The sequence below is a fragment of the Exiguobacterium antarcticum DSM 14480 genome (genome assembly GCF_000685865.1).
In the GTDB taxonomy this organism is placed as follows: Bacteria; Bacillota; Bacilli; order Exiguobacteriales; family Exiguobacteriaceae; genus Exiguobacterium_A; species Exiguobacterium_A antarcticum.
This window is the reverse complement of the sequence record NZ_JMKS01000003.1, coordinates 1,529,854-1,552,500: the sequence shown is the minus strand read 5'-3', so window position 1 is coordinate 1,552,500 and position 22,647 is coordinate 1,529,854. Positions and strand designations below refer to the sequence as shown.

Sequence of the window (22,647 nt, the reverse complement as noted above, 5' to 3'; positions counted from 1 at the left end):
GCGACAAAAAACGCAATGATTAATAACACGACCATTTCCCCGATGTATAGATTCGTCTTTTCGAATCCGAATGCCAATCCCCGTAAATAGATCCCGTCGAATAAGGCAAATGCAATCAAGACGATTTGGACCCGATCCCAGAGCTTAGCCCCTCGGAAGATATCCAGTCCGACCCGGTGAAGGATCAGGTATGAAAAGAATCCCATCAAGCTGATTGCAGTCCATGTACTACTGTAAGCCAGTGCTGTGACATATCCGCTAATCGATTGATTCCGGACATATCCTGGTTCAGCGACAAGGTTAAACACGAAGCCGGCGAGCGTCCCGATCAGGAGCGTCATCCAAAACAGCTTCAAAAATCCTCTAGTCTTCATTTTTATCCCTCTACTTTTTCGATGACACGCGTTGCGAGTTCATTATAGTGTGTTTCAAATGGATGACCGTCACGATAGATCGACGGTGCGAAGTCCGTCTCATTCGCATACGGCTGACCAAGTGGAATCTTAGCTAGAATATCTGTTTTTAACGCTTCTGACAACTTCTCTCCGCCACCTGAACCAAAGACATACTCTTTTTCACCTGTCGTCTTGCTTTCGAAATACGCCATGTTCTCGATGATACCGAGCAGGCGGTGGTTCGTTTTGATTGCCATCGCCCCGGCGCGTGCTGCAACGAATGCTGCGGTCGCGTGTGGTGTCGTGACAATCAGTTCCTGACAGCTCGGCAACATCGAATGGATATCGAGCGCCACGTCGCCTGTGCCTGGAGGTAAATCAAGCAATAAATAATCCAGTTCGCCCCACTCGACGTCTGAGAAGAAATTATTTAACATCTTCCCAAGCATCGGACCACGCCAGATGACAGGTGCGTTGTCTTCGACGAAGAAGCCCATCGAAATGACTTTGACCCCAAAACGTTCAGGCGGCACGATCCGGTCATTGACGACAGTCGGACGTGTTTCGATTCCCATCATATCCGGAACGCTGAATCCGTAGATATCCGCGTCGATCAAGCCGACCTTCTTCCCTGCACGTGCCAAGGCAACCGCTAAGTTGACGGATACCGTCGATTTTCCGACGCCCCCTTTACCGGAAGCAATCGCGATGAACGTCGTCCCTGAGTCTGGTTTGAGGATCGATGGTGTTGTCGCGGCTTGGATGCCGTGATCACCGAGTGCCTCAAAACGTAAACCAACTGTCTTGAATCCTTTTTCTTTTAACTCTTTGACGATCTGTTGCTGTAACGTCAACTGTTCACCGGTTCCTGCTTGTGCTAGCGCAATCTTGAGACTGACATAGTCTCCCTTGATGCGGACATCCCGAATCCCGTTCGTATCTGTAAGCGAGCGGTCAATCGTCGGATCGACGAGCTTACCAACCACCTCGCGAATTTCTTGTTCATTCAACATAGTGCCTTCCCCCTGAGAACGTTCGATTTAATCCATTTCAGTATAACAAAAATAAGATAGCGCTTGCACATTTCGACTCGGAAAGGATGACATTTCCTTGTCGACTTGGAAGAACCTACGTTGACGATGCCTAAAAAAAGAGATCGTCCTCTTCGCTACCGCAAAAAGAAGATCCCTTGTCTTTAAAACATACGATTCCACGTTGCGGGGCCGACGACCCCGTCGACTGCTAATCCTTGACGCGTTTGATAGGCACGGACCTTTTCAACCGTCTCGGCGTCAAATCGTTTTGTGACCGTCGCTTTGACAGCGCGTTGAATCCGCTCGATGTCCCGACTGTTCATGTTGACCGCCCCTCTATAAAGGGGTTGACCCGGATACGGAACTAAGGCATCCGTCGTTGATTTGTTTAATTCAAAGTGTGGATAATCCTTAAATCCGTCCCAATCCCCGCCCCAGGAGAAACCTTGTCGTTTCATCGCTAGGACGATTTGTTGAAAGTTAGCATCGGTATTAAAGATCGCCTCTGCCCCGTCCATCGAATACTGAAACAGATCAACAGCAATGCCCCGGTTATGATTCGATTGTCCGCCGCGGGCATTCGTGACGATTGCACCCGGAGCCGTGCGTCCTTGCGCATAGAGCTTCTCCTGCTCGGCATAGGAACGGAATCCTTGGGCGACGCCGACATAAATGCCTTTGACATGGAGCTCCCGGATGACTTGACGTGTCTTTCGGGCGACTTCCGGCGAGAGTCCCGGAACATTTAGTTTCCGATTGGCTCGTTCAAGCAACCAACTGACTGATACTGTCATCTTTCACCACACTCCTTTCTCATCTGTTCCCGAAAACGGAATCCGGTATACTTGACGGTGGACTTGTTCTCACAATTCATTCGGAAAAAGGAGTTTTTTGATGAAAAAGATTTTAGCCGTTGCGGGTGTCTTGACCGTTCTCTTACATATGGGTTATGCGATCTACTTTTATGCGGTCCATGAAGCGAACGCGACTTATCAGCCCGCTCTCCCTGAGAACAGCACCGTGTTAAGTCAGGATACATCATTTGTCGGTCAGGTCGGTTCACAAACGGAGTACGATCCTATTTCTTTTTTAAAGGATCTTTTCCTGTGGAGCATTCCGCTGACATTCATTGGTTTGATGGCACTTTTATTCCTCATCCGAACCATCCGACGTCGTACATCCTGAACAATAGACCGTTTTTTGACCATTTCCGGTCAAGAAGCGGTCTTTTTCAAACGACGGTTTGTCAAATTAAGTGCAACACTTCTTCCGAGAAGACCTCGTATGCAGTTTTCCAGTTGAGACATTTCCGTGGTCTCCCATTGATCCAGGCGAGCGCTTGAGCGAGTTCAGAACGACTGACCTTTCCGAAATCCGTCCCCTTCGGGAAAAATTCACGGAGAAGACCATTGGCGTTCTCGTTACTTCCACGTTGCCAAGAAGAATACGGATCCGCAAAATACATCGGTACGCCTAACGTTTCACGAATTCGTTCATGACAGCTAAACTCTTTTCCACGATCTGTCGTCGCGGTTTGAAACGTTCCCGACGGGAAGTAGAGATGCAATGCTTTAATCGCTGACTCCATCGAGGCAGCGGACCGATCCTCCATCGGCACAGCGAGATAGAAACGGCTCTTTCGCTCGACGAACGTTGCGACACATGCCTTGGATTTCCCTCTGGCTGAGACGACAGTATCCAGCTCCCAATGTCCAAACGTTTGGCGCCCTTTGACGTCGGCTGGACGTTTACTGATTGGTAATCCGACATTGAAGCGTCCACGCGTCTCACGTGGTTTCTGACGCTTTCCCTTTTGGCGAAGAAAACTAGAATTGGCCTCGACGAGGCCCGTATAGATCCAGCGATAAATTGTCTTGAAGGATAGTCCTTCTTCTTGGAATAAACGTCCGGCAATCTGTTCAGGCGACCATGTCTCGCGTAACTTTTCGAGGATACGAACTCCTTTTTCTAGCGTGAACTTCGTCCGTGCACCGCACTTCTTTTTGCGCTCAACATAACGCTGGTCAGCACAGGAAGCATCATAGTAAGGGTTTCGTTTTAATTCTCGTGAAATCGTAGAAGGTTGACGCCCCAGGCGTCCCGCAATCTTTCGGACGGATAAACCTAAATCGAGATACGTTTCTATTTTGACTCTTTCTGATGTGGTAAGATGAATATAGCTCATAATGAATCCTCCGTTGAATGTGGTGTGGTAACTCCATTCTACACGAGGCCGTTATGGGCTTTTTGTGTTTTCCGTCAGGTGTTGCACTTAATATTACAATTCGTCAAACAAAAAAACCTCCCACCCGTAAGGATGAGAGGTAAAAACGATTAACGTTTTGAGAACTGAGGTGCACGACGTGCTGCTTTAAGACCGTATTTTTTACGTTCTTTCATACGAGCATCGCGTGTGAGGAAACCTTTAGCTTTAAGTGTGCCACGGAAGTCTGGATCCGCTTGAAGAAGAGCACGTGAGATACCGTGACGGATTGCGCCTGCTTGACCAGTGAAGCCGCCGCCTTTGACCGTTACCATGATATCGTATTTGCCTTCTGTTTCTGTGAGTACAAGTGGTTCTTTTGCAGTCATGATTAAAGTTTCATAACCGAAGTATTCGCTGATATCGCGCCCGTTAACTGTGACTTTACCGTCTCCAGCAACGAGGAAAACGCGAGCTGCCGCGCTTTTACGGCGACCAGTGCCGTAGTAACGTACATCTGCCATCGTGTAGTTCCTCCTAAATTCGTATTAACCGCGAAGTTCGTAAACTTCTGGTTGTTGTGCTTCTTGCTTATGAGTATCTCCAGCGTAAACGTGGAGTTTGTTGAACATTTGACGACCGAGGCTACCTTTTGGAAGCATCCCTTTGATCGCGAGTTCAAGCATACGCTCAGGTTTGTTAGCGAGTAAGTCGCGTGCGACAGTCTGCTTCAAGCCGCCTGGATGACCAGAGTGACGGTAGTAGACCTTTTTGTCGAGTTTGTTACCAGTTAATACGATTTTCTCAACGTTGATGAGGATAACGTGATCCCCACAGTCAACGTGTGGTGTGAACGTAGGTTTGTGCTTACCGCGGAGAAGTGAAGCCACTTCGCTCGAAAGACGACCGAGTGTTTTGCCTTCTGCGTCGATAAGGAGCCATTTGCGTTCTACATCAGTAGCTTTCGCCATGAAAGTTGTGCGCATGTAAAATACCTCCTAAGGAATTTAAAAATTTCTTTTTTGATTTTTCATTTATTCACTGTTTGAATCTATCAGAATCTTAGGTGTACGGGGCTAAGATTGTGGTTTCATAATAAATGAAATGCCAATAAACATTGTATGTTTTTTAGCGGCTAATGTCAAATGCCTTTTTTAGACTCTGGGTAGAAAACTTCCCAAAGGTATAACCCGTGCGGTGGTGCCGTCACACCAGCGACGTTTCGATCCTTCGCTTCGAGCATTCGTTTGATGTCTTCCGGAGCAAAACGCCCGCGTCCGACATCAAGCAACGTGCCGACCATGATCCGAATCTGATTGTAGAGAAAACCACTTCCGTGAAAACGGAAAATCAGTTCGTCTCCTTGCTCGATCAGTTCCGCCTCATAAATCGTCCGAACACGATTGTCCGTCTCTGTCTTCGCGACACAGAACGAACTAAAGTCATGAGTCCCGACTAAATACGCTAATCCCAGACGAATTTGCGCCACGTCGAGTGAATACGGAATCAAGACCGATTGATGACGCCGAAACGCATCTTCCGTCTGACGCACGAAGTACCGATATTCTTTCCCTACTACATCATACCTTGCTTCGAAGTCAGAAGCGACCTCTTTACAATCACGAATTCGAATATCGTCCGGTAATAACGTATTTAATGCCTTCACCATGCTGGCTGGAGCAATCGATAACTCCGTATTAAAATGAATGACCTGTCCCTGAGCGTGTACACGGGCGTCTGTACGTCCGGAGCCGATGATCTTGACCGGATGCTTGTGCATCCGCTCCAGCGTCTTCTCGATCACTTCCTGGATCGTCAGACCGTTCGGTTGGACTTGATACCCGGAATAGTCCGTCCCATCATACTGAATCGTACATTTAAAACGTCGCATCAAAACCCTCCTCGTAAATAAACTAAAAGGAGTCCGAGTGCGACAAGGAGAATCATCAGACCCGTATCTCGCCCTGTCCACTTCGACTCGCGGAGCCGTGTTCGGCCTTCACCACCACGGTACCCCCGCGCTTCCATCGCTGTCGCGAGATCCTCGGCCCGTTTAAAGGCCGAGATGAACAGGGGAATCAGCAGAGGAATGATGGCCCGCAACCGTTCCTTGATGGGTCCTGCCGATAGATCGACGCCACGTGCCTGTTGCGCCTTCATGATCTTCTCCGTCTCTTCTGCCAGGGTCGGCAGGAAACGGAGCGAAATCGACAGCATCAAGGCAATTTCATGCGTCGGGACACGGACGACCTTAAACGGTTTGAGTAACAACTCAATCGCATCCGTCAGTTCAATCGGTGACGTCGTCAGCGTGACGAGTGTCGTGATCGAGACCAGATAAAAGAATCGGAGCGAGACGATGATCGCAAGACGTAACCCTTCTTCGTAGATCTTGAACCAGCCGAATTCGAGCAGTACCGCCCCTTCCCGGGTAAACAGCAGCTGAATGATAAACGTAAAGACGATTAAAAATAAAATCGGCCGTAGTCCTTTTAAGACATAACGGATCGGTAATTTACTGCTCGCGAGCGCCAAAAATGTAAACACGAGTAAAAAAAGATTGGTTGCTGCATTGTTGGCCAAAAAGACGAGCGGAATGAAACAAAACGCAAAAATGATTTTAGCGACAGCAGACGAACGGTGTAAATACGATGTTCCCGGTATATGTTGGCCAACGATCATCGTCTTCCCTCCCGTACATGCAAAATCCACTCAATCAATTCGGCTTCTGTCTGAAGGGTCGGCCGGTTGATGTTCAACTGATCCGCCATTTGCCAAGCGAATGCTAAGACATGGGGTAAGTCGAGATGGAATTGACGCAATAACGTTTCTTGACGGAATAGACCCATTGGTTCTCCATCATACGCCACTTGCCCATCTTCCATGACAACGACCCGGTTCGTATATTCGAGCACTTGGTCCATATCGTGTGTGATTAACAGTAACGTCATCCCGGATTGTGCATGAAGCTCAGCGAACAGACGAAGCATCTGCTTACGTCCTTGCGGATCGAGTCCTGCCGTCGGTTCATCGACGATCAACACGTCTGGTTGACTAGCGAGTACGCCCGCAATCGCAACACGCCTCATTTGCCCACCAGACAGGTCAAACGGTGAACGTGACCAGAACACTTCATCCAGCCCGACGGTACGTAGTGCGTCCTTCGCCAAACGTTCAGCTTCTGACGGTTCGTGTCCGAAGTTCATCGGACCAAACATGACATCCTTCAAGACGGTTTCTTCAAACAGTTGATATTCCGGATACTGGAAGACAAGCCCAACCCGTTTCCGTAACGCTTTTAAATCTTGTTTACGTTTTGGTTCAATGATGATGTCATCGACCTGTACTTTTCCAGCAGTCGGTTTTAACAATCCGTTGATATGTTGAACAAGTGTCGATTTCCCGGAACCGGTATGTCCCACAAACGCAACAAGCGCCCCTGACGGAATCTCAAGATTCACATCACGCAGCGCGACTCGTTCAAACGGACTATTGAGTTGGTACGTATAATTCAATTCCTGGATTAAGATTGGCATAAGCGGTTCACCAAGTCTCTTTCATCTAGTATCGTGTCCTCATAAGTAAGACCACGTGCCGAAAGTTGCTCCTGCACCCGGACGACAAATGGAACATCCAGTCCAATCTGCTCAAGAAACGCGGATTGTGCAAACACCTCTTGCGGTGTTCCTTCTAATACGATTTGACCCGCATCCATGACAATCACACGACTTGCCCGTAAGACTTCGTCGAGTTCATGCGTAATGGCAACGACGGCCATCGGATGTTGTTCATATAATTCTTGAACGGTCGACATAACCTCAGTTCGTGCAATCGGATCAAGCATCGATGTTGCTTCATCGAGCACGAGAACATCAGGGCGCATCGCAAGCGCCGAGGCGATTGCGACACGCTGCTTCTGTCCGCCGGATAGTTGATGGGGTTCCCGATCAACAAAATCCGTAAGGCCAACGCGCGCTAGACTGTCGTCGATACGACGAACCATTTCCTCGCGTGGCACACCCCAATTTTCGAGGGCAAATGCCACGTCGTCGCGCACGGTCGTGCCAACGAATTGATTATCCGGATTTTGAAAGACGATACCGATTGCGCGGCGCATCTCCCACAGTTGCTCCGGCACTGCACTCGAGAACATCTCGTTGACAGTGACCGTTCCTTGTTCAGGAAGCAACAATCCGTTAAACAGCTTCGTCAGCGTTGATTTTCCAGAGCCGTTGTGTCCAACGATGGCGACCCATTCCTGCGAACGGATCGTCAGAGAGACATCTTGCAACGCTGGTTGTTCTTGTTCCGGGTAACGATAGGTCACCTGTTCCAACTCAATCAGCTTTGCCATGTCTGCTCCTCCTTCATCAAATCAAAATAATTTCATTTGTAACAAAAGGGCAGAAGCGAGTTACGCACTGCCCTTTTATCCGAATCATTTAAAAATTAAACGAGTTCGATGATGACCATTTCTGCGCCGTCACCACGACGTGGTCCCATTTTCATGATACGTGTGTAACCACCTTGACGCTCAGCAAAACGTGGAGCAACATCAGCAAACAATTTTTGGATTGCATCTTGTGTTTTACCAGCTTCGTTTTGACCAGCAGCTTCGCGACGAACGAACGATGCAACTTGACGACGAGCGTGGAGATCACCGCGTTTACCTAAAGTGATGAGTTTCTCAACGACTGGACGAAGTTCCTTCGCTTTTTGTTCTGTAGTTTGGATACGCTCATTGATGATGAGATCAGTCGCAAGGTCACGCAAAAGTGCCTTACGTTGTGAGCTTGTACGGCCTAATTTCGAGTATGCCATGGATGGATTCCCTCCTTCGTGCAATTAATAGTTTTAGTCTTCTTTACGTAGGCCCAGTCCGAGTTCATCGAGTTTCGCTTGAACTTCTTCGAGTGATTTACGTCCGAGGTTACGAACTTTCATCATCTCGTCTTCGCTCTTGTTCGCGAGTTCTTGAACCGTATTGATGCCGGCACGTTTCAAACAGTTGTACGAACGAACTGAAAGATCGAGTTCTTCGATCGTCATTTCAAGTACTTTTTCTTTTTGATCTTCTTCCTTTTCGACCATGATTTCGGCATGGAGCGCTTCGTCCGTAAGACCAACAAAGATGTTTAAGTGTTCTGTCATGATTTTTGCACCGAGTGACACTGCTTCTTCAGGGCGGAGTGAACCGTCCGTCCAAACATCAAGTGTCAATTTATCGAAGCTCGCATCTTGACCGACACGTGTTTTTTCAACTTGATAGTTTACACGTTGAATTGGCGTGTAAATGGAATCAATTGGGATGACGCCGATTGGCATATCGTCCCGTTTGTTATCTTCAGCCTGAACGTAACCACGACCACGACGAGCGGTCAGACGCATATGAAGTGATGCACCTTCTGCAAGTGTTGCAATGTGGAGTTCTGGGTTGAGGATTTCGACGTCGCTGTCATGCGTAATGTTCGCAGCCGTGACAACGCCAGCGCCTTGGATATCGATCTCAAGTGTTTTCTCTTCTTCCGAGTAAACTTTGAGGGCGAGTTTCTTAAGATTCAAGATGATTTGGGTAACGTCTTCTACAACGCCATCAATTGTCGAGAACTCATGAAGAACGCCATCGATTTGGACTGCAGTGACTGCAGCACCCGGAAGTGAAGATAATAGGATACGACGCAAAGAGTTACCAAGCGTTGTACCGAATCCACGCTCAAGCGGTTCTACCACGAATTTACCAAACGTAGCGTTGTCGCTTAATTCGATCGTTTCAATCTTCGGTTTTTCGATTTCGATCATCTGAACCCCTCCTTGAATATCGTCATGTTGGCCATCGCGTTCAATCGCCAACCGTCTTGTGTACGTGTCTACTGCCATGCTTGGTCAAACGATCAACGAAAGTCTACTCGAATTTCCGCTTTGCAGTACAAGACGGGTTACACGCGACGACGTTTTGGAGGGCGGCAACCGTTGTGTGGAACTGGAGTTACGTCACGGATCGCTGTTACTTCAAGACCGATTGCTTGGAGCGCACGGATTGCAGCTTCACGACCTGCACCAGGACCTTTAACGTTAACTTCTACAGTACGCATACCGTTATCCATCGCTGTTTTCGCAGCAGTTTCAGAAGCGAGTTGCGCAGCAAATGGAGTTGATTTACGTGAGCCTTTGAAGCCCATGTTTCCTGCAGTTGCCCAAGAGATTGCATTCCCTTGCATGTCAGTGATCGTAACGATTGTGTTGTTGAATGTTGAACGGATATGAACGATACCAGACTCAATATTCTTTTTGACTTTACGTTTACTACGAACATTCTGTTTACGTTTTGCCATCTTAGTTTACCCTCCCTTACTTCTTCTTGTTCGCTACTGTACGGCGTGGGCCTTTACGAGTACGCGAGTTGTTTTTAGTGTTTTGACCACGAACTGGAAGACCACGACGGTGACGAACACCACGGTAGCAACCGATTTCGATCAAACGTTTGATGTTGAGTGAGATTTCACGACGAAGGTCACCCTCAACTTTTACTTTATCTAATCCATCACGGAGTTGGTTGAGTTGTTCTTCAGTCAATTCACGAGTACGAGTATCTTCAGAGATACCAGCTTCTTTCAAGACTTTCTGAGCAGTCGTTTTACCAACACCATAGATGTAAGTGAGTGAGATAACGATGCGTTTCTCACGTGGAATATCTACACCAGCAATACGTGCCATGTGTGCACCTCCTTGTTTAATTACCCTTGTTTTTGTTTATGCTTAGGGTTTTCGCAAATAACCATTACTTTGCCTTTACGGCGGATAACTTTACACTTTTCACAGATCGGTTTAACCGAAGGTCTTACTTTCATTGTGAATACCTCCTCCTGAAAAAATCGGAGTTTTTATTTGAAACGGTATGTGATCCGTCCGCGAGTCAAGTCGTATGGTGACAACTCAACTGTTACTTTATCTCCTGGCAGGATCCGAATGAAGTGCATCCGAATTTTCCCTGAGACGTGCGCGAGGACCGTGTGGCCGTTTTCTAACTCCACCTTAAACATCGCGTTTGGAAGCGGTTCGATAACCGTACCTTCCACTTCGATTACATCTTGTTTCGCCATCAATTATACCCCTTTCTCTATAAAGTTGATTGGGAGCCCAGACGATTTGTAGCGCTTAGGGGCTTTCTACAGTAGCCGTGAGAGAATCATCGGTCACAAACACGAGTGGATAGCGGCTTATAGAAAGGTGACACCAATAACGCGCACAGCTCACTCTGCATCGACCGTTAAGATCTCGTAGCCTTCGTCTGTGATGGCGATGGTGTGCTCAAAGTGGGCGCACATGCTACCGTCCACTGTCACTACCGTCCAATTGTCGGATAGCGTGCGAACATAGCGTTTCCCGACATTGACCATTGGCTCAATCGCCAAAGTCATGCCGGTTTTCAGGCGCGGCCCTTTCCCCGGTGGTCCATAATGTGGGATTTGCGGATCTTCATGCAAATTTTGTCCCACGCCGTGGCCCACATATTCGCGGACTACAGAAAAATTCGCAGCTTCAACATGTGACTGGATCGCATGCGAAATATCTGTCAGGTGCACGCCAGCTTTGGCGCGCTCCAATCCTTTATACAGAGATTCTTCAGTTACGTCAAGTAACCGCTTCGTCTCTTCAGAGATTGTACCTACCGGATATGTCCAGGCTGAATCTCCGTGATATCCGTTATACTCCGCCCCGATATCAATCGAGATGATGTCTCCATCGTGGAGTACGCGGTCACCCGGAATACCATGGACAAGTTCTTCATTTACTGACGCACAAATGCTCCCAGTAAATCCATTATAACCTTTAAACGATGGTGTTGCCCCTTGACTTCGAATATAACGTTCAGCAATCGCATCGAGTTGCCCCGTTGTGACCCCTGGACGAATATGAGCTTGAAGCTCTTTATGCGTCCGGGCGACGATTTGTCCTGCCTTACGCATGATGTCGATTTCACGCGGCGCTTTCGTAATGATCATTACTGACCACCAAGAAGTGCTTGAACATCGGAGTAAACTTCATTAATCGGACGATCACCGTCCAAATTACGAAGATACCCTTTTTCAGCGTAAAAGTCAATCAAAGGTTGCGCTTGAGCGACGTTGACTTCAAGACGACGGCGAACCGTCTCTTCTTGATCATCTTCACGTTGAACAAGTGCTGACCCGTCGATATCACATACTCCGTCCACTTTTGGTGGGTTGTAGAGGACATGATACGTTGCTCCACATGTTGGGCAAATCCGGCGACCTGTCAAACGAGGCACAAGTTTTTCTGGATTCACACCGATGTGAATGACGTGATCGATTTGTTTGTTTAGATCCGCAAGCAACACTTCAAGTGCGTCTGCTTGTTTCACTGTGCGTGGGAAACCGTCAAGAAGAAAACCATTTGCACAGTCTTCTTTGGCGAGACGTTCACGTACGATGCCGATTGTGACTTCATCCGGAACGAGTTCCCCTTTATCCATGTACGATTTCGCTTCCTGCCCGAGCGGTGTTGAATCTTTAATCGCCGCGCGGAACATGTCGCCTGTCGAGATGTGTGGAATGGCGTAGTCTTCGATGATTTTCGCAGCCTGCGTCCCTTTTCCAGCACCCGGCAAGCCCATCAATACAAGATTCATGTCGGTAGCCTCCACTTCTATAGACTCTATAGACACAACAGAAAGGAAAGGGATGGTCCCCTTCCTCCCGCCTTATCGGATAAAGCCTTTGTAGTGTCGTTTAACCAGTTGACTTTCAATCTGTTTCATCGTCTCAAGACCTACACCGATGACGATCAGTAAGCTTGTTCCACCAATCTGGACCGAGTTCGGTAAGCCAGCGAACTTAATAAAGAACGTTGGCGTGACCGCGATCACAGCTAGGAAAAGTGAGCCGAAGAATGTCAGACGATATAGGATCTTCGTGATGTATTGTTCCGTTTGCTTACCAGGACGAATACCAGGAATGTATCCGCCTTGTTTTTGAAGGTTCTCTGCCATCTGTTCCGGATTAACCTGAACAAATGTATAGAAGTACGAAAATGCGATGATGAGCGCTACATAAATCGACATACCGATTGGACTCGTATAGTCGAAGATGTCACGAATCTTCGTCGCGTTTTCCGGACTTGCCAAGAAACTTGCAACCGTTGGTGGAGTCACCATAAACGATACAGCGAAGATAACTGGGATAACCCCAGCAGCGTTAAGCTTAATCGGCAAGTGTGTCGATTGGCCGCCAACTGGAGCACGGTTCACCGTACGCTTGGCGTACTGAATCGGAATCTTCCGGGCAGCTTGCTGCACATAGATGACACCGACGATGACCGCGATGATGATTAAAAGCAACAGTACGATATAAAGCACGTTGACAAACAAAGCATCCCCTGCATTTTGGAGCTTTGTTTCGTAAATCTGACGGAATGCGTTCGGGAAGCCCGCGACGATCCCAGCGAAGATGATCATTGATATCCCGTTACCAATGCCCTTCTCCGTGATGAGTTCACCGAGGAACATCAAGAATGCGGTACCCGCCGTCAAAACAAGTGCAATCATAACGTACGTCCAGGTGCCAAAATCTTCATTGACAAGACCTGGGTAGATACGGTTAAATCCAAGCGCGATTCCAAACGCTTGGACTAAGCCGAGTACGATCGTTCCATAGCGCGTTACCGTTGCTAACTTCTTACGGCCCGCCTCTCCTTGTTTTGCCCATTCGGCAAACTTTGGAACAACGTCCATCTGTAAGAGTTGGACAACGATCGAGGCCGTGATATACGGCATGATTCCCATCGCAAAGAGTGAGAAATTCTGCAAAGCATTCCCGCCGAAGGAGTTCAAGAAACCAAGAATACCATTCTCATCGATCTTGAATACTTCAGTGTTTACCATTGGTACTGGGATATGTGCTCCGATTCGGAAGACGATAATCAGGGCCAAGGTAAAGAGAATGCGCCGACGGATGTCGGCTACGCGCCACATATTGGAGATCGCTTGAAACATTAGATCACCTCAACCGTACCGCCGGCAGCTTCGATCGCTTGCTTCGCAGCTTCGGAGAACTTGTGAGCTTTTACTGTCAGTTTCTTTTCAATCTTACCGTTTGAAAGGATCTTCACGCCATCTTTCATACCTTTGACTGCGCGAGTCTCGATAAGAAGTTCTGGTGTTACTTCCGTTCCATCTTCAAAACGGTTAAGTGTGTCAAGGTTGATAACCGCGAACTCTTTACGAGTCGGGTTGTTGAAGCCGCGTTTTGGTAAACGACGGAAAAGTGGGTTTTGTCCACCTTCGAAACCTGGACGAACACCACCGCCTGAACGAGCTTTTTGACCTTTGTGACCACGGCCAGAAGTCTTACCGTTACCAGAAGACATACCGCGACCTACACGGTTGCGTTCTGAACGTGAACCAGCAGCTGGTTTCAATTCATGGAGTTTCATAGTGGGGCACCTCCTCATAAAATTATATCGAACTATTACTCTTGAATTTCTTTTACTGTCAATAAGTGTGACACGTGGTTAATCATCCCACGCATAGCAGCGTTGTCAGGTACAACAACAGTTTGGTGCATCTTATGGAGACCAAGCGTACGAGTAGTAACGCGTTGGTTCTCCGGACGACCGATCATGCTGCGTGTGAGGGTAACTGCGAGTTTCGCCATCTGTATTCCCTCCCTTTCTTAACCGCGAAGTTCTTCGACGGTTTTACCGCGGAGTTTCGCAACGTCTTCAGCACGTTTAAGTGATGTGAGACCTTTAACAGTCGCACGAACCATGTTGATTGGAGTGCTTGATCCAAGTGATTTCGAAAGAATGTCGTTGATTCCCGCTAATTCGAGAACCGCACGAACTGGACCACCAGCGATGACTCCAGTACCTTCAGAAGCAGGTTTCAAGAAGACGTGACCTGCACCGAAAATTCCGTTGATTTCGTGTGGAATTGTAGTGTTAACGATTGGAACGTTAACCATGTTTTTCTTAGCATCTTCGATTGCTTTACGGATCGCTTCAGGCACTTCCTGAGCTTTACCCGTACCGAAACCTACGTGACCATTCTTGTCACCTACGACGACGAGTGCAGCAAAACGGAAGCGACGGCCACCTTTTACTACTTTCGCGACGCGGTTTACAGTAACAACGCGTTCTTCGAGTTGATCCATGTTAATTTCTAACTGGCGCATGTAGAGGTTCCCTCCTTTTCTATTAGAATTTGAGACCAGCTTCACGAGCTGCTTCAGCTACAGCTTTGATACGTCCATGATAGAGATATCCTCCACGGTCGAAAACGACTGTTTCAATACCTTTTTCAAGAGCGCGTTCAGCTGCGAGCTTACCAACTGCTGTTGCAGCGTCAGTCGTGTTGCCTTTTTCAAGGTCGAGTGATGATGCAGATGCGAGTGTTGCATGTGTTGCATCGTCAATGACTTGTACGTAAATGTTCTTGTTCGAACGGAATACATTCAAACGTGGACGAGTTGCCGTCCCGATGATTGTACGACGTACACGACCATGACGCTTTTTACGCGTAGCGTTTTTGTCTGCCTTTGAGATCATTTATGCCACTCCTTTCCGGTCAATTCGTATCAACGAATTACTTACCTGTTTTACCTTCTTTACGACGAACGATTTCATCACTGTAACGAATTCCTTTACCTTTGTAAGGCTCAGGTTGACGGTACGAACGAATCAATGCAGCAACGTGTCCAACACGCTCTTTGTTGATACCGCGAACGATGATTTGCGTATTCGTAGGAACTTCGACTTCAATGCCTTGTTCCGGAGTGTACTCGATTGGGTGTGAATAACCGAGGTTGAGTACGATTTTGTTACCTTGCTTTTGAGCACGGTAACCAACACCTTGGATATCAAGTGTCTTAGCGAAACCGTTGTTTACACCTTCGACCATGTTCGCGATAAGCGCACGAGTCGTTCCGTGGATTGTACGGTTAGCTTTCTCGTCGTTTGGACGAGTGACAGTCAATTCATTACCTTCTACGTTGATAGCCATAGTCGGGTTGAACTCACGAGTGAGTTCACCTTTAGGACCTTTTACTGTAACTGTGCTGTTTTCAACTGTTACTGTAACGCCTGCTGGGATAACGACTGGCTTTTTACCAATACGTGACATTTAAGACACCTCCGTTCTTTTTATGCGTGAATTACCAGATGTATGCGATCACTTCGCCGCCGACTTTTTGTTGGCGAGCTTCTTTGTCTGTCATAACACCTTTAGATGTTGAAACGATAGCGATTCCGAGACCACCGAGTACTTTCGGGATTTCATCAGCTTTCGCGTAAACGCGAAGACCTGGTTTCGAGATACGTTTGAGTCCAGTGATGACGCGTTCGTTGCTTGCGCCGTACTTAAGGAATACGCGGAGCGTACCTTGTTTGCTGTCCTCGAGATATTCAACATCGCGGATGAAACCTTCACGTTTGAGGATTTCAGCGACTTCACGTTTGATTGTAGAAGCTGGCATTTCCAACTTCTCATGGCGAACCATGTTTGCATTACGAATGCGTGTAAGCATATCTGCAATCGGATCTGTCATAACCATGCGATGTACCTCCTTTCACAACTTTAATGAATTACCAGCTTGCTTTTTTAACACCAGGGATTTGACCTTTATGAGCAAGATCACGGAACTTAATACGGCTGATACCGAATTTACCAATGTAACCGTGTGGACGGCCAGTGATACTGCAACGGTTGTGTAAACGAACCGCTGAAGAGTTACGTGGGAGTTTGCTCAAGCCGATGAAGTCGCCTTGTGCTTTCAATTCTGCGCGTTGTTCAGCGTAGCGCTCTACGAGTGCTTGACGTTTTACTTCACGTGCGATCATTGATTTCTTAGCCATGTTGTCGGCCTCCCTTATTTTTGGAATGGCATGCCGAGTGCTGTGAGAAGCTCACGTGACTCTTCATCCGTATTAGCAGTTGTTACGATAACGATGTCCATACCACGGACTTTCGATACGCGATCGTAGTCGATCTCTGGGAAGATCAATTGTTCCTTCACGCCTAGCGTGTAGTTACCACGGCCATCGAATGATTTCTTCGATACACCACGGAAGTCACGTACACGTGGAAGTGACACGTTGATCAACTTGTCGAGGAACTCATACATGCGCTCTCCACGAAGTGTTACCTTCGCGCCGATTGGCATACCTTCACGAAGTTTGAAACCAGCGATTGATTTCTTAGCTTTCGTGATGAGTGGCTTCTGACCAGTGAGGAGCTGAAGCTCTTCGACTGCCATGTCAAGTGCTTTCGTGTTCGTAACAGCGTCACCAACACCCATGTTGATTACGATCTTATCGACTTTCGGCGCTTGCATTACAGAAGTATAGTTGAATTTCTCCATCATTACTTTGACGATTTCGTCTTGGTATTTTACTTTTAAACGGTTCATCAGAAAGTGGACCTCCTTTCTTTAAATCTTCTTATTTATCTAAAGCTTCGCCCGATTTTTTAGCGATACGTACTTTCTTGCCGTCAACCACAGTGAAACCAACGCGTGTTGGGTTTCCTGTCTTAGGGTCGATAAGCATAACGTTCGATACGTGAATCGGTGCTTCTTTCTCGACAATTCCGCCTTGCGGGTTGAGTTGAGAAGGTTTTGAGTGTTTCTTGATCATATTAACGCCTTCGACGATAATGCGATCTTTTTTAGGCATAGCAGTAAGGACAACACCTTGTTTGCCTTTATCTTTACCAGTCATAACCTGAACTTTATCACCTTTTTTGACATGCATCGTTAGAGCACCTCCTTGTAGGAATTCTTTGGAATTAAAGTACTTCCGGTGCCAACGAGACGATCTTCATGAAGTCTTTTTCACGAAGTTCGCGTGCGACTGGTCCGAAGATACGTGTGCCACGTGGGCTTTTATCATCTTTGATGATGACTGCTGCGTTTTCGTCAAAACGGATGTACGAACCGTCTTTACGACGAACGCCACGTTTAGTACGAACGACTACTGCGCGTACAACTTCACCTTTTTTGACAACGCCACCTGGTGTTGCTTGTTTAACTGTGCAAACAATTACGTCACCGATGTTAGCAGTTTTGCGACCAGATCCACCGAGGACTTTGATCGTCAAGACTTCACGAGCTCCTGAGTTGTCTGCTACTTTCAAGCGAGATTCTTGTTGAATCATACGATTGTACCTCCCTCCGGATGTTTATTCATCCGAACTAATTAGAGTTTAGATGATTACTGCTTTTTCGACGACTTCTACGAGACGGAAACGTTTGTCTTTAGAAAGTGGACGTGTTTCTTGAATGCGTACGACGTCACCGATTTTAGCTGTGTTACTTTCATCATGCGTTTTATACTTCTTCGAGTAGTTTACGCGTTTGCCGTAGAGCTTGTGCTTTACTTTTGTCTCAACTGAAACCACGATCGTTTTATCCATTTTGTCAGATACGACGCGTCCAGTTAATACTTTGCGGTTGTTAGTGCGTTCCATTGAGTGTTCCTCCTCTCAGAATCCGAGTGAATTATGCGTTGTTGATGCCGAGTTCGCGTTCACGAAGAACGGTTTTCGCGCGTGCAATCGACTTGCGCACTTCACGGATACGAGCAGGGTTCTCAAGCTGACCAGTCGCGAGTTGGAAACGAAGGTTGAACAACTCTTCTTTCCACGAACCGACTTTACCGTTGAGCTCTTCTGTAGTTTGCTGACGGAGATCAGTTGCTTTCATTCGTATCACCACCATTTTCTTCACGTTTTACGAACTTACATTTTACTGGAAGTTTGTGTGATGCAAGACGGAGAGCTTCGCGTGCGATCTCTTCCGATACTCCTGCGATTTCGAACATTACTTTCCCCGGTTTGACGACTGCAACCCAGCCCTCCGGAGCACCTTTACCTGAACCCATTCGGACTTCAAGAGGTTTTTTAGTGTATGGTTTGTGTGGGAAGATCTTGATCCACACTTTACCACCACGTTTCATATAACGAGTCATCGCGATACGCGCTGATTCGATTTGACGGCTAGTGATCCAGCTAGCTTCTTGAGCTTGGATACCGAACTCGCCGAAATGTACTGTAGTACCACGTTTCGCTTTACCACGCATGTTGCCGCGGTGAACACGACGATATTTTACACGTTTTGGTAACAACATGTTGTGTTGCCTCCTTCCCTAGACGGATGTGGATTATTGTTCGTTAGCTGCTGCTTTTTTCGTAGGAAGCACTTCACCGTGGTGGAGCCATACTTTTACGCCGATTTTGCCGTAAGTTGTATCAGCTTCTGCAGTACCGTAATCGATGTCTGCACGGAGTGTATGAAGTGGAACTGTTCCTTCTGAATACTTCTCTGAACGAGCGATATCAGCGCCACCAAGACGACCAGAAACTTCAGTCTTGATTCCTTTGATACCTGAACGCATAGAGCGTTGGATTGATTGCTTCATTGCACGACGGAACGATACACGGCCTTCAAGTTGGCGTGCGATGTTCTCAGCGACGAGTTTAGCAACTGCATCCGGGTTTTTCACTTCAACGACGTTAACGTGAACGCGTTTGCCTTTTGCAAGGTTAGTGATGTCTGTACGAAGTGTTTCGATTTCCGAACCGCCTTTACCGATAACCATACCCGGTTTAGCAGTGTGAAGTGAAATGTTCAAGCGGTTTGCTGCGCGCTCGATTTCAACTTTAGCAACACTTGCATCTTTCAGACGTTTTTCGATATATTCACGAACTACGTAGTCTTCATGAAGGAGATCAGCATAGTCTTTATCTGCGAACCAACGTGATTCCCAGTCTTTGATGATACCTACGCGAAGACCAGTTGGGTTAATCTTCTGACCCACGGTAATCCCTCCTTATTTTTCAGATACCACGATATGAACGTGGCTCGTACGTTTGTTGATGCGGCTTGCGCGACCCATTGCACGTGGGCGGAAACGTTTGAGCGTTGGACCTTCGTTGACGTAAGCCTCTGTTACTACGAGGTTTTCGATGTTCATGTCGAAGTTGTGCTCAGCGTTCGCGATTGCCGATTTCAATACTTTCTCAACGATTGGCGTTGCTGCCTTGTTCGTGTAAGCAAGAATCGAAAGTGCTTCGCCGATTTGCTTCCCGCGGATTAAGTCTACTACTAGACGTGCCTTACGAGGAGCAATGCGAACCATGTTAGCCGATGCTTTTGATTGCATAATGAGTACCTCCCCTCAGATTAACGTTTAGTCTTCTTATCGTTTCCAGCATGTCCTTTATAAGAACGTGTTGGCGCGAATTCACCAAGTTTGTGACCGACCATATCTTCTGTCACGTAAACCGGTACGTGTTTACGACCATCGTAGACAGCGATCGTGTGACCGATGAACTCTGGGAAGATTGTAGAACGGCGTGACCAAGTTTTGATAACATGCTTGTCACCAGCTTCATTGGCTTTGTCAACCTTAGCAAGCAAATGGTGATCTGCAAATGGACCTTTTTTCATGCTGCGACCCATAGTTGTACCTCCCTTTGGCATGATTCAGGAACGGTTCCTGCGAACCGTTCAGAAATCACGTAATTATTTTTTAGAACGACGGACGATATATTTATCGCTCGCTTTGTTTTTCTTACGAGTTTTGTATCCGAGTGCCGGTTTACCCCAAGGAGTAAGTGGGCCCGAACGACCGATTGGAGCACGTCCTTCACCACCACCGTGTGGGTGATCGACTGGGTTCATAACAGAACCACGAACTGTAGGACGTTTTCCGAGCCAGCGTGAACGACCAGCTTTACCGATATTGACGAGCTCATGCTCTTCATTACCGACAGCGCCGATTGTTGCACGGCAAGTAGCAAGGATCATACGTGTTTCGCCTGATTGGAGACGAACAATCGCGTATTTACCATCTTTACCGAGAAGCTGAGCAGAAGTACCAGCTGAACGAACGAGCTGACCACCTTTACCTGGCTTAAGTTCGATGTTGTGGATCAATGTACCAACTGGGATGTTTGAAAGTGGAAGAGCGTTACCGACTTTAATATCAGCGTCAACTCCTGACATGACTTGCATGTCAACTTTCAATCCTTTAGGTGCGAGGATGTAGCGTTTTTCACCATCGATGTAGTGTACAAGAGCGATGTTTGCAGAGCGGTTCGGATCGTACTCGATTGTAGCGATACGGCCAGCGATGCCATCCTTGTTACGTTTGAAGTCGATGATACGGTATTTACGTTTGTGTCCGCCACCTTGGTGACGTACTGTCAAGCGACCTTGGTTGTTACGTCCGCCCTTTTTCGTAAGCTTTTCAGTTAACGATTTTTCAGGACGTGAAGCCGTAATCTCAGCAAAGTCAAGCGCAGTCATATTACGACGACCGTTAGTGGTCGGTTTAAACTTTTTAATTCCCATCGAGAGTTCCCTCCTTTTCTACAGAGTACCGATTAACCGAGGTAATCGAGTTCTTTGCTATCTGCAGTAAGCGTGACGACCGCTTTTTTGCGGCGTGCTGTGTAACCAGCGTGACGACCTACGCGTTTTGCTTTTGGTTTTGAGATTAGTGTGTTGATTTTTTCAACTTTAACGCCGAAGATCGCTTCAACTGCATCTTTGATTTGTGGCTTAGATGCCTTTACGTCTACTTCGAACGTGTACTTTTTCTCAGCCATTTGGTTCACTGAGCGTTCAGTAATTACAGGACGTTTGATAATGTCGTGTGCGTTTGCCATTATGCAAGCACCTCCTCTACTCTCGCAACAGCATCCTTCGTGAAGATGACTTTGTCGTGTGCGACAAGATCAAGGACGTTTACTCCAGCAGCGTCAACGACTGTGACACCTGGAATGTTGCGTGTTGAAAGAACGACTGTCTCGTTGTAATCAGCTGTAACGACGAGGACTTTACGTTCGATTGAAAGAGCAGCGAAGACCGAAATCATGTCTTTTGTTTTCGGAGCATCGATTGTCAATCCTTCAAGAACGATGAACTCGTTGTTAGCGACTTTCGAAGAAAGTGCTGAACGTAATGCGAGACGACGAACCTTTTTAGGAAGTTTATAAGCGTACGAACGTGGTGTTGGACCGAAGACTGTTCCACCGCCAACCCATTGTGGCGAACGGATCGAACCTTGGCGTGCACGACCAGTACCTTTTTGTTTCCATGGTTTACGGCCGCCACCGCGAACTTCCGAGCGACCTTTTGTATCATGTGTACCTTGGCGACGTGAAGCTTGTTGCATGACGATTGCATCGTATACGACTGCTTCGTTTGGCTCGATTCCGAAAACGGCATCTGCGAGCTCAATATCTCCAACTTGTGTACCTGTTTGGTTAAGCAAAGCTACTTTAGGCATTCGTTATTCCTCCTTTCCTTGCAAACAAATTAGTTGCCTTTTACCGCAGTTTTGACGACAACTTGGCTCTTACGTGCGCCCGGGATAGCACCCTTGACGAGGAGTAAGCCGCGTTCTACATCAACTTTTACGATTTCAAGGTTTTGAACAGTGACTTGCTCTCCACCCATGCGTCCTGGGAGCAATTTCCCTTTGAATACACGGTTTGGAGCGACAGGACCCATTGAACCTGGGCGACGGTGGTAACGCGAACCGTGAGCCATTGGACCACGTGATTGGTTGTGACGCTTGATTGCTCCAGCGAAACCTTTACCTTTCGACGTACCTGTTACATCAACCATTTCGCCTGCAGCGAAAGTATCTGCTTTCATCTCTTGACCGATTTCGAAATCTGCTACTGATGTACGGATTTCTTTAATGAAGCGCTTAGGTGTCGCACTAGCTTTCGCTGCGTGACCTTTTTGCGGTTTGTTTTGACGACCTTCTTTAATATCACCAAAGCCGAGCTGGACTGCTTCGTAACCGTCCACTTCCATTGTCTTCAATTGAAGAACAACGTTACCTTCTACTGAAACGACAGTAACTGGTACTACTTCACCTGATTCGTTAAAGATCTGTGTCATACCGAGTTTAGTTCCTAAGATTCCTTTAGCCATGAGATACACCTCCTAATATTGAATGATTTTGATCTTCTGGCTAGTATCAA

Annotated in this window: 40 protein-coding genes (1 of these 40 only partly in view); 1 reads left to right on the top strand and 39 read right to left on the bottom strand. The window is 47.3% G+C overall.

All coding sequences use genetic code 11. The features are described from left to right. The 3 genes from P404_RS0108920 to P404_RS0108910 all read right to left on the bottom strand — a co-directional run. A protein-coding gene (locus P404_RS0108920; RefSeq protein WP_014969175.1) for a KinB-signaling pathway activation protein crosses the window boundary here: on the bottom strand, nucleotides 1-374 show its 5' portion. The gene continues 232 nt to the left of window position 1, outside the view; the window shows 374 of its 606 coding nt (coding positions 1-374); its start codon is at nucleotides 372-374; the stop codon falls past the left edge of the window. Between the two features lie 2 nt (nucleotides 375-376). Further along, nucleotides 377-1,408: a P-loop NTPase gene (locus tag P404_RS0108915; protein ID WP_014969174.1), complete on the bottom strand. Its 1,032-nt coding sequence runs from the start codon at nucleotides 1,406-1,408 to the stop codon at nucleotides 377-379. A gap of 182 nt (nucleotides 1,409-1,590) precedes the next feature. After that, a complete protein-coding gene (locus P404_RS0108910) occupies nucleotides 1,591-2,223 on the bottom strand; it encodes a M15 family metallopeptidase (protein ID WP_026830528.1) in 633 nt (210 codons plus the stop codon). Nucleotides 2,224-2,323: 100 nt separating this feature from the next. Here P404_RS0108910 and P404_RS0108905 point away from each other — a divergent pair, with 100 nt between their 5' ends. After that, nucleotides 2,324-2,614 carry a hypothetical protein gene (locus P404_RS0108905; RefSeq protein WP_026830527.1) on the top strand — a complete coding sequence of 97 codons (291 nt, stop codon included), beginning with the start codon at nucleotides 2,324-2,326 and terminating at the stop codon, nucleotides 2,612-2,614. 61 nt (nucleotides 2,615-2,675) lie between these two features. On the opposite strand, the gene P404_RS0108900 is transcribed toward P404_RS0108905, so the two are convergent. The 36 genes from P404_RS0108900 to rplC all read right to left on the bottom strand — a co-directional run bounded on the left by P404_RS0108900 (nucleotide 2,676) and on the right by rplC (nucleotide 22,597). Continuing rightward, entirely contained in the window at nucleotides 2,676-3,614 is a 939-nt protein-coding gene (locus P404_RS0108900) for an IS30 family transposase (protein WP_026829704.1), read from the bottom strand. Nucleotides 3,615-3,763: 149 nt separating this feature from the next. Continuing rightward, nucleotides 3,764-4,156 carry a 30S ribosomal protein S9 gene (gene rpsI / locus P404_RS0108895; RefSeq protein ID WP_014969171.1) on the bottom strand — a complete coding sequence of 131 codons (393 nt, stop codon included), beginning with the start codon at nucleotides 4,154-4,156 and terminating at the stop codon, nucleotides 3,764-3,766. Between the two features lie 24 nt (nucleotides 4,157-4,180). Beyond that, nucleotides 4,181-4,618, bottom strand: coding sequence for a 50S ribosomal protein L13 (gene rplM, locus P404_RS0108890; protein ID WP_012369041.1), 438 nt, complete (start codon nucleotides 4,616-4,618; stop codon nucleotides 4,181-4,183). A 155-nt stretch (nucleotides 4,619-4,773) separates the two neighbouring features. Then, nucleotides 4,774-5,523 (bottom strand): tRNA pseudouridine(38-40) synthase TruA, encoded by a 750-nt coding sequence (truA, locus tag P404_RS0108885; protein WP_014969170.1) that lies wholly within the window; start codon nucleotides 5,521-5,523, stop codon nucleotides 4,774-4,776. Continuing rightward, on the bottom strand, nucleotides 5,523-6,314 hold the full coding sequence (locus P404_RS0108880) for an energy-coupling factor transporter transmembrane component T family protein (RefSeq protein WP_014969169.1): 792 nt from the start codon (nucleotides 6,312-6,314) through the stop codon (nucleotides 5,523-5,525). The genes truA and P404_RS0108880 overlap by 1 nt, the downstream gene beginning before the upstream one ends. Next, nucleotides 6,311-7,168: an energy-coupling factor transporter ATPase gene (locus P404_RS0108875; protein WP_014969168.1), complete on the bottom strand. Its 858-nt coding sequence runs from the start codon at nucleotides 7,166-7,168 to the stop codon at nucleotides 6,311-6,313. Before P404_RS0108875 ends, P404_RS0108880 begins: the two co-directional genes overlap by 4 nt. After that, the gene (locus tag P404_RS0108870) at nucleotides 7,156-7,986 is read right to left on the bottom strand and encodes an energy-coupling factor ABC transporter ATP-binding protein (protein WP_014969167.1); all 831 of its coding nucleotides are present in this window, start codon (nucleotides 7,984-7,986) and stop codon (nucleotides 7,156-7,158) included. Before P404_RS0108870 ends, P404_RS0108875 begins: the two co-directional genes overlap by 13 nt. A gap of 95 nt (nucleotides 7,987-8,081) precedes the next feature. Continuing rightward, nucleotides 8,082-8,453, bottom strand: coding sequence for a 50S ribosomal protein L17 (gene rplQ / locus P404_RS0108865; protein ID WP_012369036.1), 372 nt, complete (start codon nucleotides 8,451-8,453; stop codon nucleotides 8,082-8,084). Between the two features lie 33 nt (nucleotides 8,454-8,486). Next, on the bottom strand, nucleotides 8,487-9,431 hold the full coding sequence (locus P404_RS0108860) for a DNA-directed RNA polymerase subunit alpha (RefSeq protein ID WP_014969166.1): 945 nt from the start codon (nucleotides 9,429-9,431) through the stop codon (nucleotides 8,487-8,489). A gap of 137 nt (nucleotides 9,432-9,568) precedes the next feature. Beyond that, on the bottom strand, nucleotides 9,569-9,964 hold the full coding sequence (gene rpsK, locus P404_RS0108855) for a 30S ribosomal protein S11 (protein ID WP_012369034.1): 396 nt from the start codon (nucleotides 9,962-9,964) through the stop codon (nucleotides 9,569-9,571). Between the two features lie 16 nt (nucleotides 9,965-9,980). Then, nucleotides 9,981-10,346 carry a 30S ribosomal protein S13 gene (gene rpsM / locus P404_RS0108850; protein WP_012369033.1) on the bottom strand — a complete coding sequence of 122 codons (366 nt, stop codon included), beginning with the start codon at nucleotides 10,344-10,346 and terminating at the stop codon, nucleotides 9,981-9,983. A 20-nt stretch (nucleotides 10,347-10,366) separates the two neighbouring features. Continuing rightward, nucleotides 10,367-10,480 carry a 50S ribosomal protein L36 gene (gene rpmJ / locus P404_RS0108845; protein WP_003156543.1) on the bottom strand — a complete coding sequence of 38 codons (114 nt, stop codon included), beginning with the start codon at nucleotides 10,478-10,480 and terminating at the stop codon, nucleotides 10,367-10,369. Between the two features lie 33 nt (nucleotides 10,481-10,513). After that, complete coding sequence (gene infA, locus P404_RS0108840; protein ID WP_012369032.1) at nucleotides 10,514-10,732, bottom strand: translation initiation factor IF-1; 219 nt, start codon at nucleotides 10,730-10,732, stop codon at nucleotides 10,514-10,516. Between the two features lie 150 nt (nucleotides 10,733-10,882). Beyond that, nucleotides 10,883-11,635 carry a type I methionyl aminopeptidase gene (gene map, locus P404_RS0108835; protein ID WP_014969164.1) on the bottom strand — a complete coding sequence of 251 codons (753 nt, stop codon included), beginning with the start codon at nucleotides 11,633-11,635 and terminating at the stop codon, nucleotides 10,883-10,885. After that, complete coding sequence (locus P404_RS0108830; protein WP_014969163.1) at nucleotides 11,635-12,282, bottom strand: adenylate kinase; 648 nt, start codon at nucleotides 12,280-12,282, stop codon at nucleotides 11,635-11,637. The genes map and P404_RS0108830 overlap by 1 nt, the downstream gene beginning before the upstream one ends. Nucleotides 12,283-12,354: 72 nt before the next feature. Further along, entirely contained in the window at nucleotides 12,355-13,644 is a 1,290-nt protein-coding gene (gene secY, locus P404_RS0108825) for a preprotein translocase subunit SecY (protein WP_014969162.1), read from the bottom strand. After that, on the bottom strand, nucleotides 13,644-14,084 hold the full coding sequence (gene rplO, locus P404_RS0108820; protein WP_012369028.1) for a 50S ribosomal protein L15: 441 nt from the start codon (nucleotides 14,082-14,084) through the stop codon (nucleotides 13,644-13,646). Before rplO ends, secY begins: the two co-directional genes overlap by 1 nt. 35 nt (nucleotides 14,085-14,119) lie before the next feature. Further along, a complete protein-coding gene (rpmD, locus tag P404_RS0108815) occupies nucleotides 14,120-14,305 on the bottom strand; it encodes a 50S ribosomal protein L30 (protein ID WP_014969161.1) in 186 nt (61 codons plus the stop codon). Between the two features lie 18 nt (nucleotides 14,306-14,323). After that, complete coding sequence (gene rpsE, locus P404_RS0108810) at nucleotides 14,324-14,824, bottom strand: 30S ribosomal protein S5 (protein ID WP_012369026.1); 501 nt, start codon at nucleotides 14,822-14,824, stop codon at nucleotides 14,324-14,326. A 22-nt stretch (nucleotides 14,825-14,846) separates the two neighbouring features. After that, nucleotides 14,847-15,197 carry a 50S ribosomal protein L18 gene (gene rplR / locus P404_RS0108805; RefSeq protein ID WP_014969160.1) on the bottom strand — a complete coding sequence of 117 codons (351 nt, stop codon included), beginning with the start codon at nucleotides 15,195-15,197 and terminating at the stop codon, nucleotides 14,847-14,849. Nucleotides 15,198-15,234: 37 nt separating this feature from the next. Next, nucleotides 15,235-15,771: a 50S ribosomal protein L6 gene (gene rplF, locus P404_RS0108800; protein ID WP_014969159.1), complete on the bottom strand. Its 537-nt coding sequence runs from the start codon at nucleotides 15,769-15,771 to the stop codon at nucleotides 15,235-15,237. 31 nt (nucleotides 15,772-15,802) lie between these two features. Further along, nucleotides 15,803-16,201 (bottom strand): 30S ribosomal protein S8, encoded by a 399-nt coding sequence (gene rpsH, locus P404_RS0108795; protein ID WP_012369023.1) that lies wholly within the window; start codon nucleotides 16,199-16,201, stop codon nucleotides 15,803-15,805. Between the two features lie 31 nt (nucleotides 16,202-16,232). Beyond that, nucleotides 16,233-16,502, bottom strand: coding sequence for a 30S ribosomal protein S14 (gene rpsN / locus P404_RS0108790; RefSeq protein ID WP_014969158.1), 270 nt, complete (start codon nucleotides 16,500-16,502; stop codon nucleotides 16,233-16,235). A 14-nt stretch (nucleotides 16,503-16,516) separates the two neighbouring features. Beyond that, on the bottom strand, nucleotides 16,517-17,056 hold the full coding sequence (gene rplE / locus P404_RS0108785; protein WP_014969157.1) for a 50S ribosomal protein L5: 540 nt from the start codon (nucleotides 17,054-17,056) through the stop codon (nucleotides 16,517-16,519). 31 nt (nucleotides 17,057-17,087) lie between these two features. Next, nucleotides 17,088-17,399, bottom strand: a complete 312-nt coding sequence (rplX, locus tag P404_RS0108780) for a 50S ribosomal protein L24 (protein WP_014969156.1) — start codon at nucleotides 17,397-17,399, stop codon at nucleotides 17,088-17,090. A gap of 34 nt (nucleotides 17,400-17,433) precedes the next feature. Further along, on the bottom strand, nucleotides 17,434-17,802 hold the full coding sequence (gene rplN, locus P404_RS0108775; protein ID WP_012369019.1) for a 50S ribosomal protein L14: 369 nt from the start codon (nucleotides 17,800-17,802) through the stop codon (nucleotides 17,434-17,436). Between the two features lie 48 nt (nucleotides 17,803-17,850). Then, complete coding sequence (rpsQ, locus tag P404_RS0108770; protein WP_014969155.1) at nucleotides 17,851-18,114, bottom strand: 30S ribosomal protein S17; 264 nt, start codon at nucleotides 18,112-18,114, stop codon at nucleotides 17,851-17,853. Nucleotides 18,115-18,145: 31 nt separating this feature from the next. After that, entirely contained in the window at nucleotides 18,146-18,349 is a 204-nt protein-coding gene (gene rpmC / locus P404_RS0108765; protein WP_012369017.1) for a 50S ribosomal protein L29, read from the bottom strand. Continuing rightward, nucleotides 18,336-18,773, bottom strand: a complete 438-nt coding sequence (gene rplP / locus P404_RS0108760) for a 50S ribosomal protein L16 (protein ID WP_012369016.1) — start codon at nucleotides 18,771-18,773, stop codon at nucleotides 18,336-18,338. The genes rpmC and rplP overlap by 14 nt, the downstream gene beginning before the upstream one ends. Nucleotides 18,774-18,806: 33 nt before the next feature. Then, nucleotides 18,807-19,463 (bottom strand): 30S ribosomal protein S3, encoded by a 657-nt coding sequence (gene rpsC / locus P404_RS0108755; protein WP_014969154.1) that lies wholly within the window; start codon nucleotides 19,461-19,463, stop codon nucleotides 18,807-18,809. 12 nt (nucleotides 19,464-19,475) lie between these two features. After that, entirely contained in the window at nucleotides 19,476-19,808 is a 333-nt protein-coding gene (gene rplV, locus P404_RS0108750; protein ID WP_012369014.1) for a 50S ribosomal protein L22, read from the bottom strand. 20 nt (nucleotides 19,809-19,828) lie between these two features. Next, nucleotides 19,829-20,107 (bottom strand): 30S ribosomal protein S19, encoded by a 279-nt coding sequence (rpsS, locus tag P404_RS0108745; RefSeq protein WP_014969153.1) that lies wholly within the window; start codon nucleotides 20,105-20,107, stop codon nucleotides 19,829-19,831. A gap of 63 nt (nucleotides 20,108-20,170) precedes the next feature. Next, nucleotides 20,171-21,001, bottom strand: a complete 831-nt coding sequence (gene rplB / locus P404_RS0108740) for a 50S ribosomal protein L2 (RefSeq protein WP_014969152.1) — start codon at nucleotides 20,999-21,001, stop codon at nucleotides 20,171-20,173. Between the two features lie 32 nt (nucleotides 21,002-21,033). Then, nucleotides 21,034-21,318 carry a 50S ribosomal protein L23 gene (gene rplW / locus P404_RS0108735; protein WP_014969151.1) on the bottom strand — a complete coding sequence of 95 codons (285 nt, stop codon included), beginning with the start codon at nucleotides 21,316-21,318 and terminating at the stop codon, nucleotides 21,034-21,036. After that, nucleotides 21,318-21,941, bottom strand: a complete 624-nt coding sequence (gene rplD / locus P404_RS0108730) for a 50S ribosomal protein L4 (RefSeq protein WP_012369010.1) — start codon at nucleotides 21,939-21,941, stop codon at nucleotides 21,318-21,320. Before rplD ends, rplW begins: the two co-directional genes overlap by 1 nt. A 29-nt stretch (nucleotides 21,942-21,970) precedes the next feature. Continuing rightward, complete coding sequence (rplC, locus tag P404_RS0108725) at nucleotides 21,971-22,597, bottom strand: 50S ribosomal protein L3 (protein WP_014969150.1); 627 nt, start codon at nucleotides 22,595-22,597, stop codon at nucleotides 21,971-21,973. Nucleotides 22,598-22,647 lie beyond the last annotated feature (50 nt).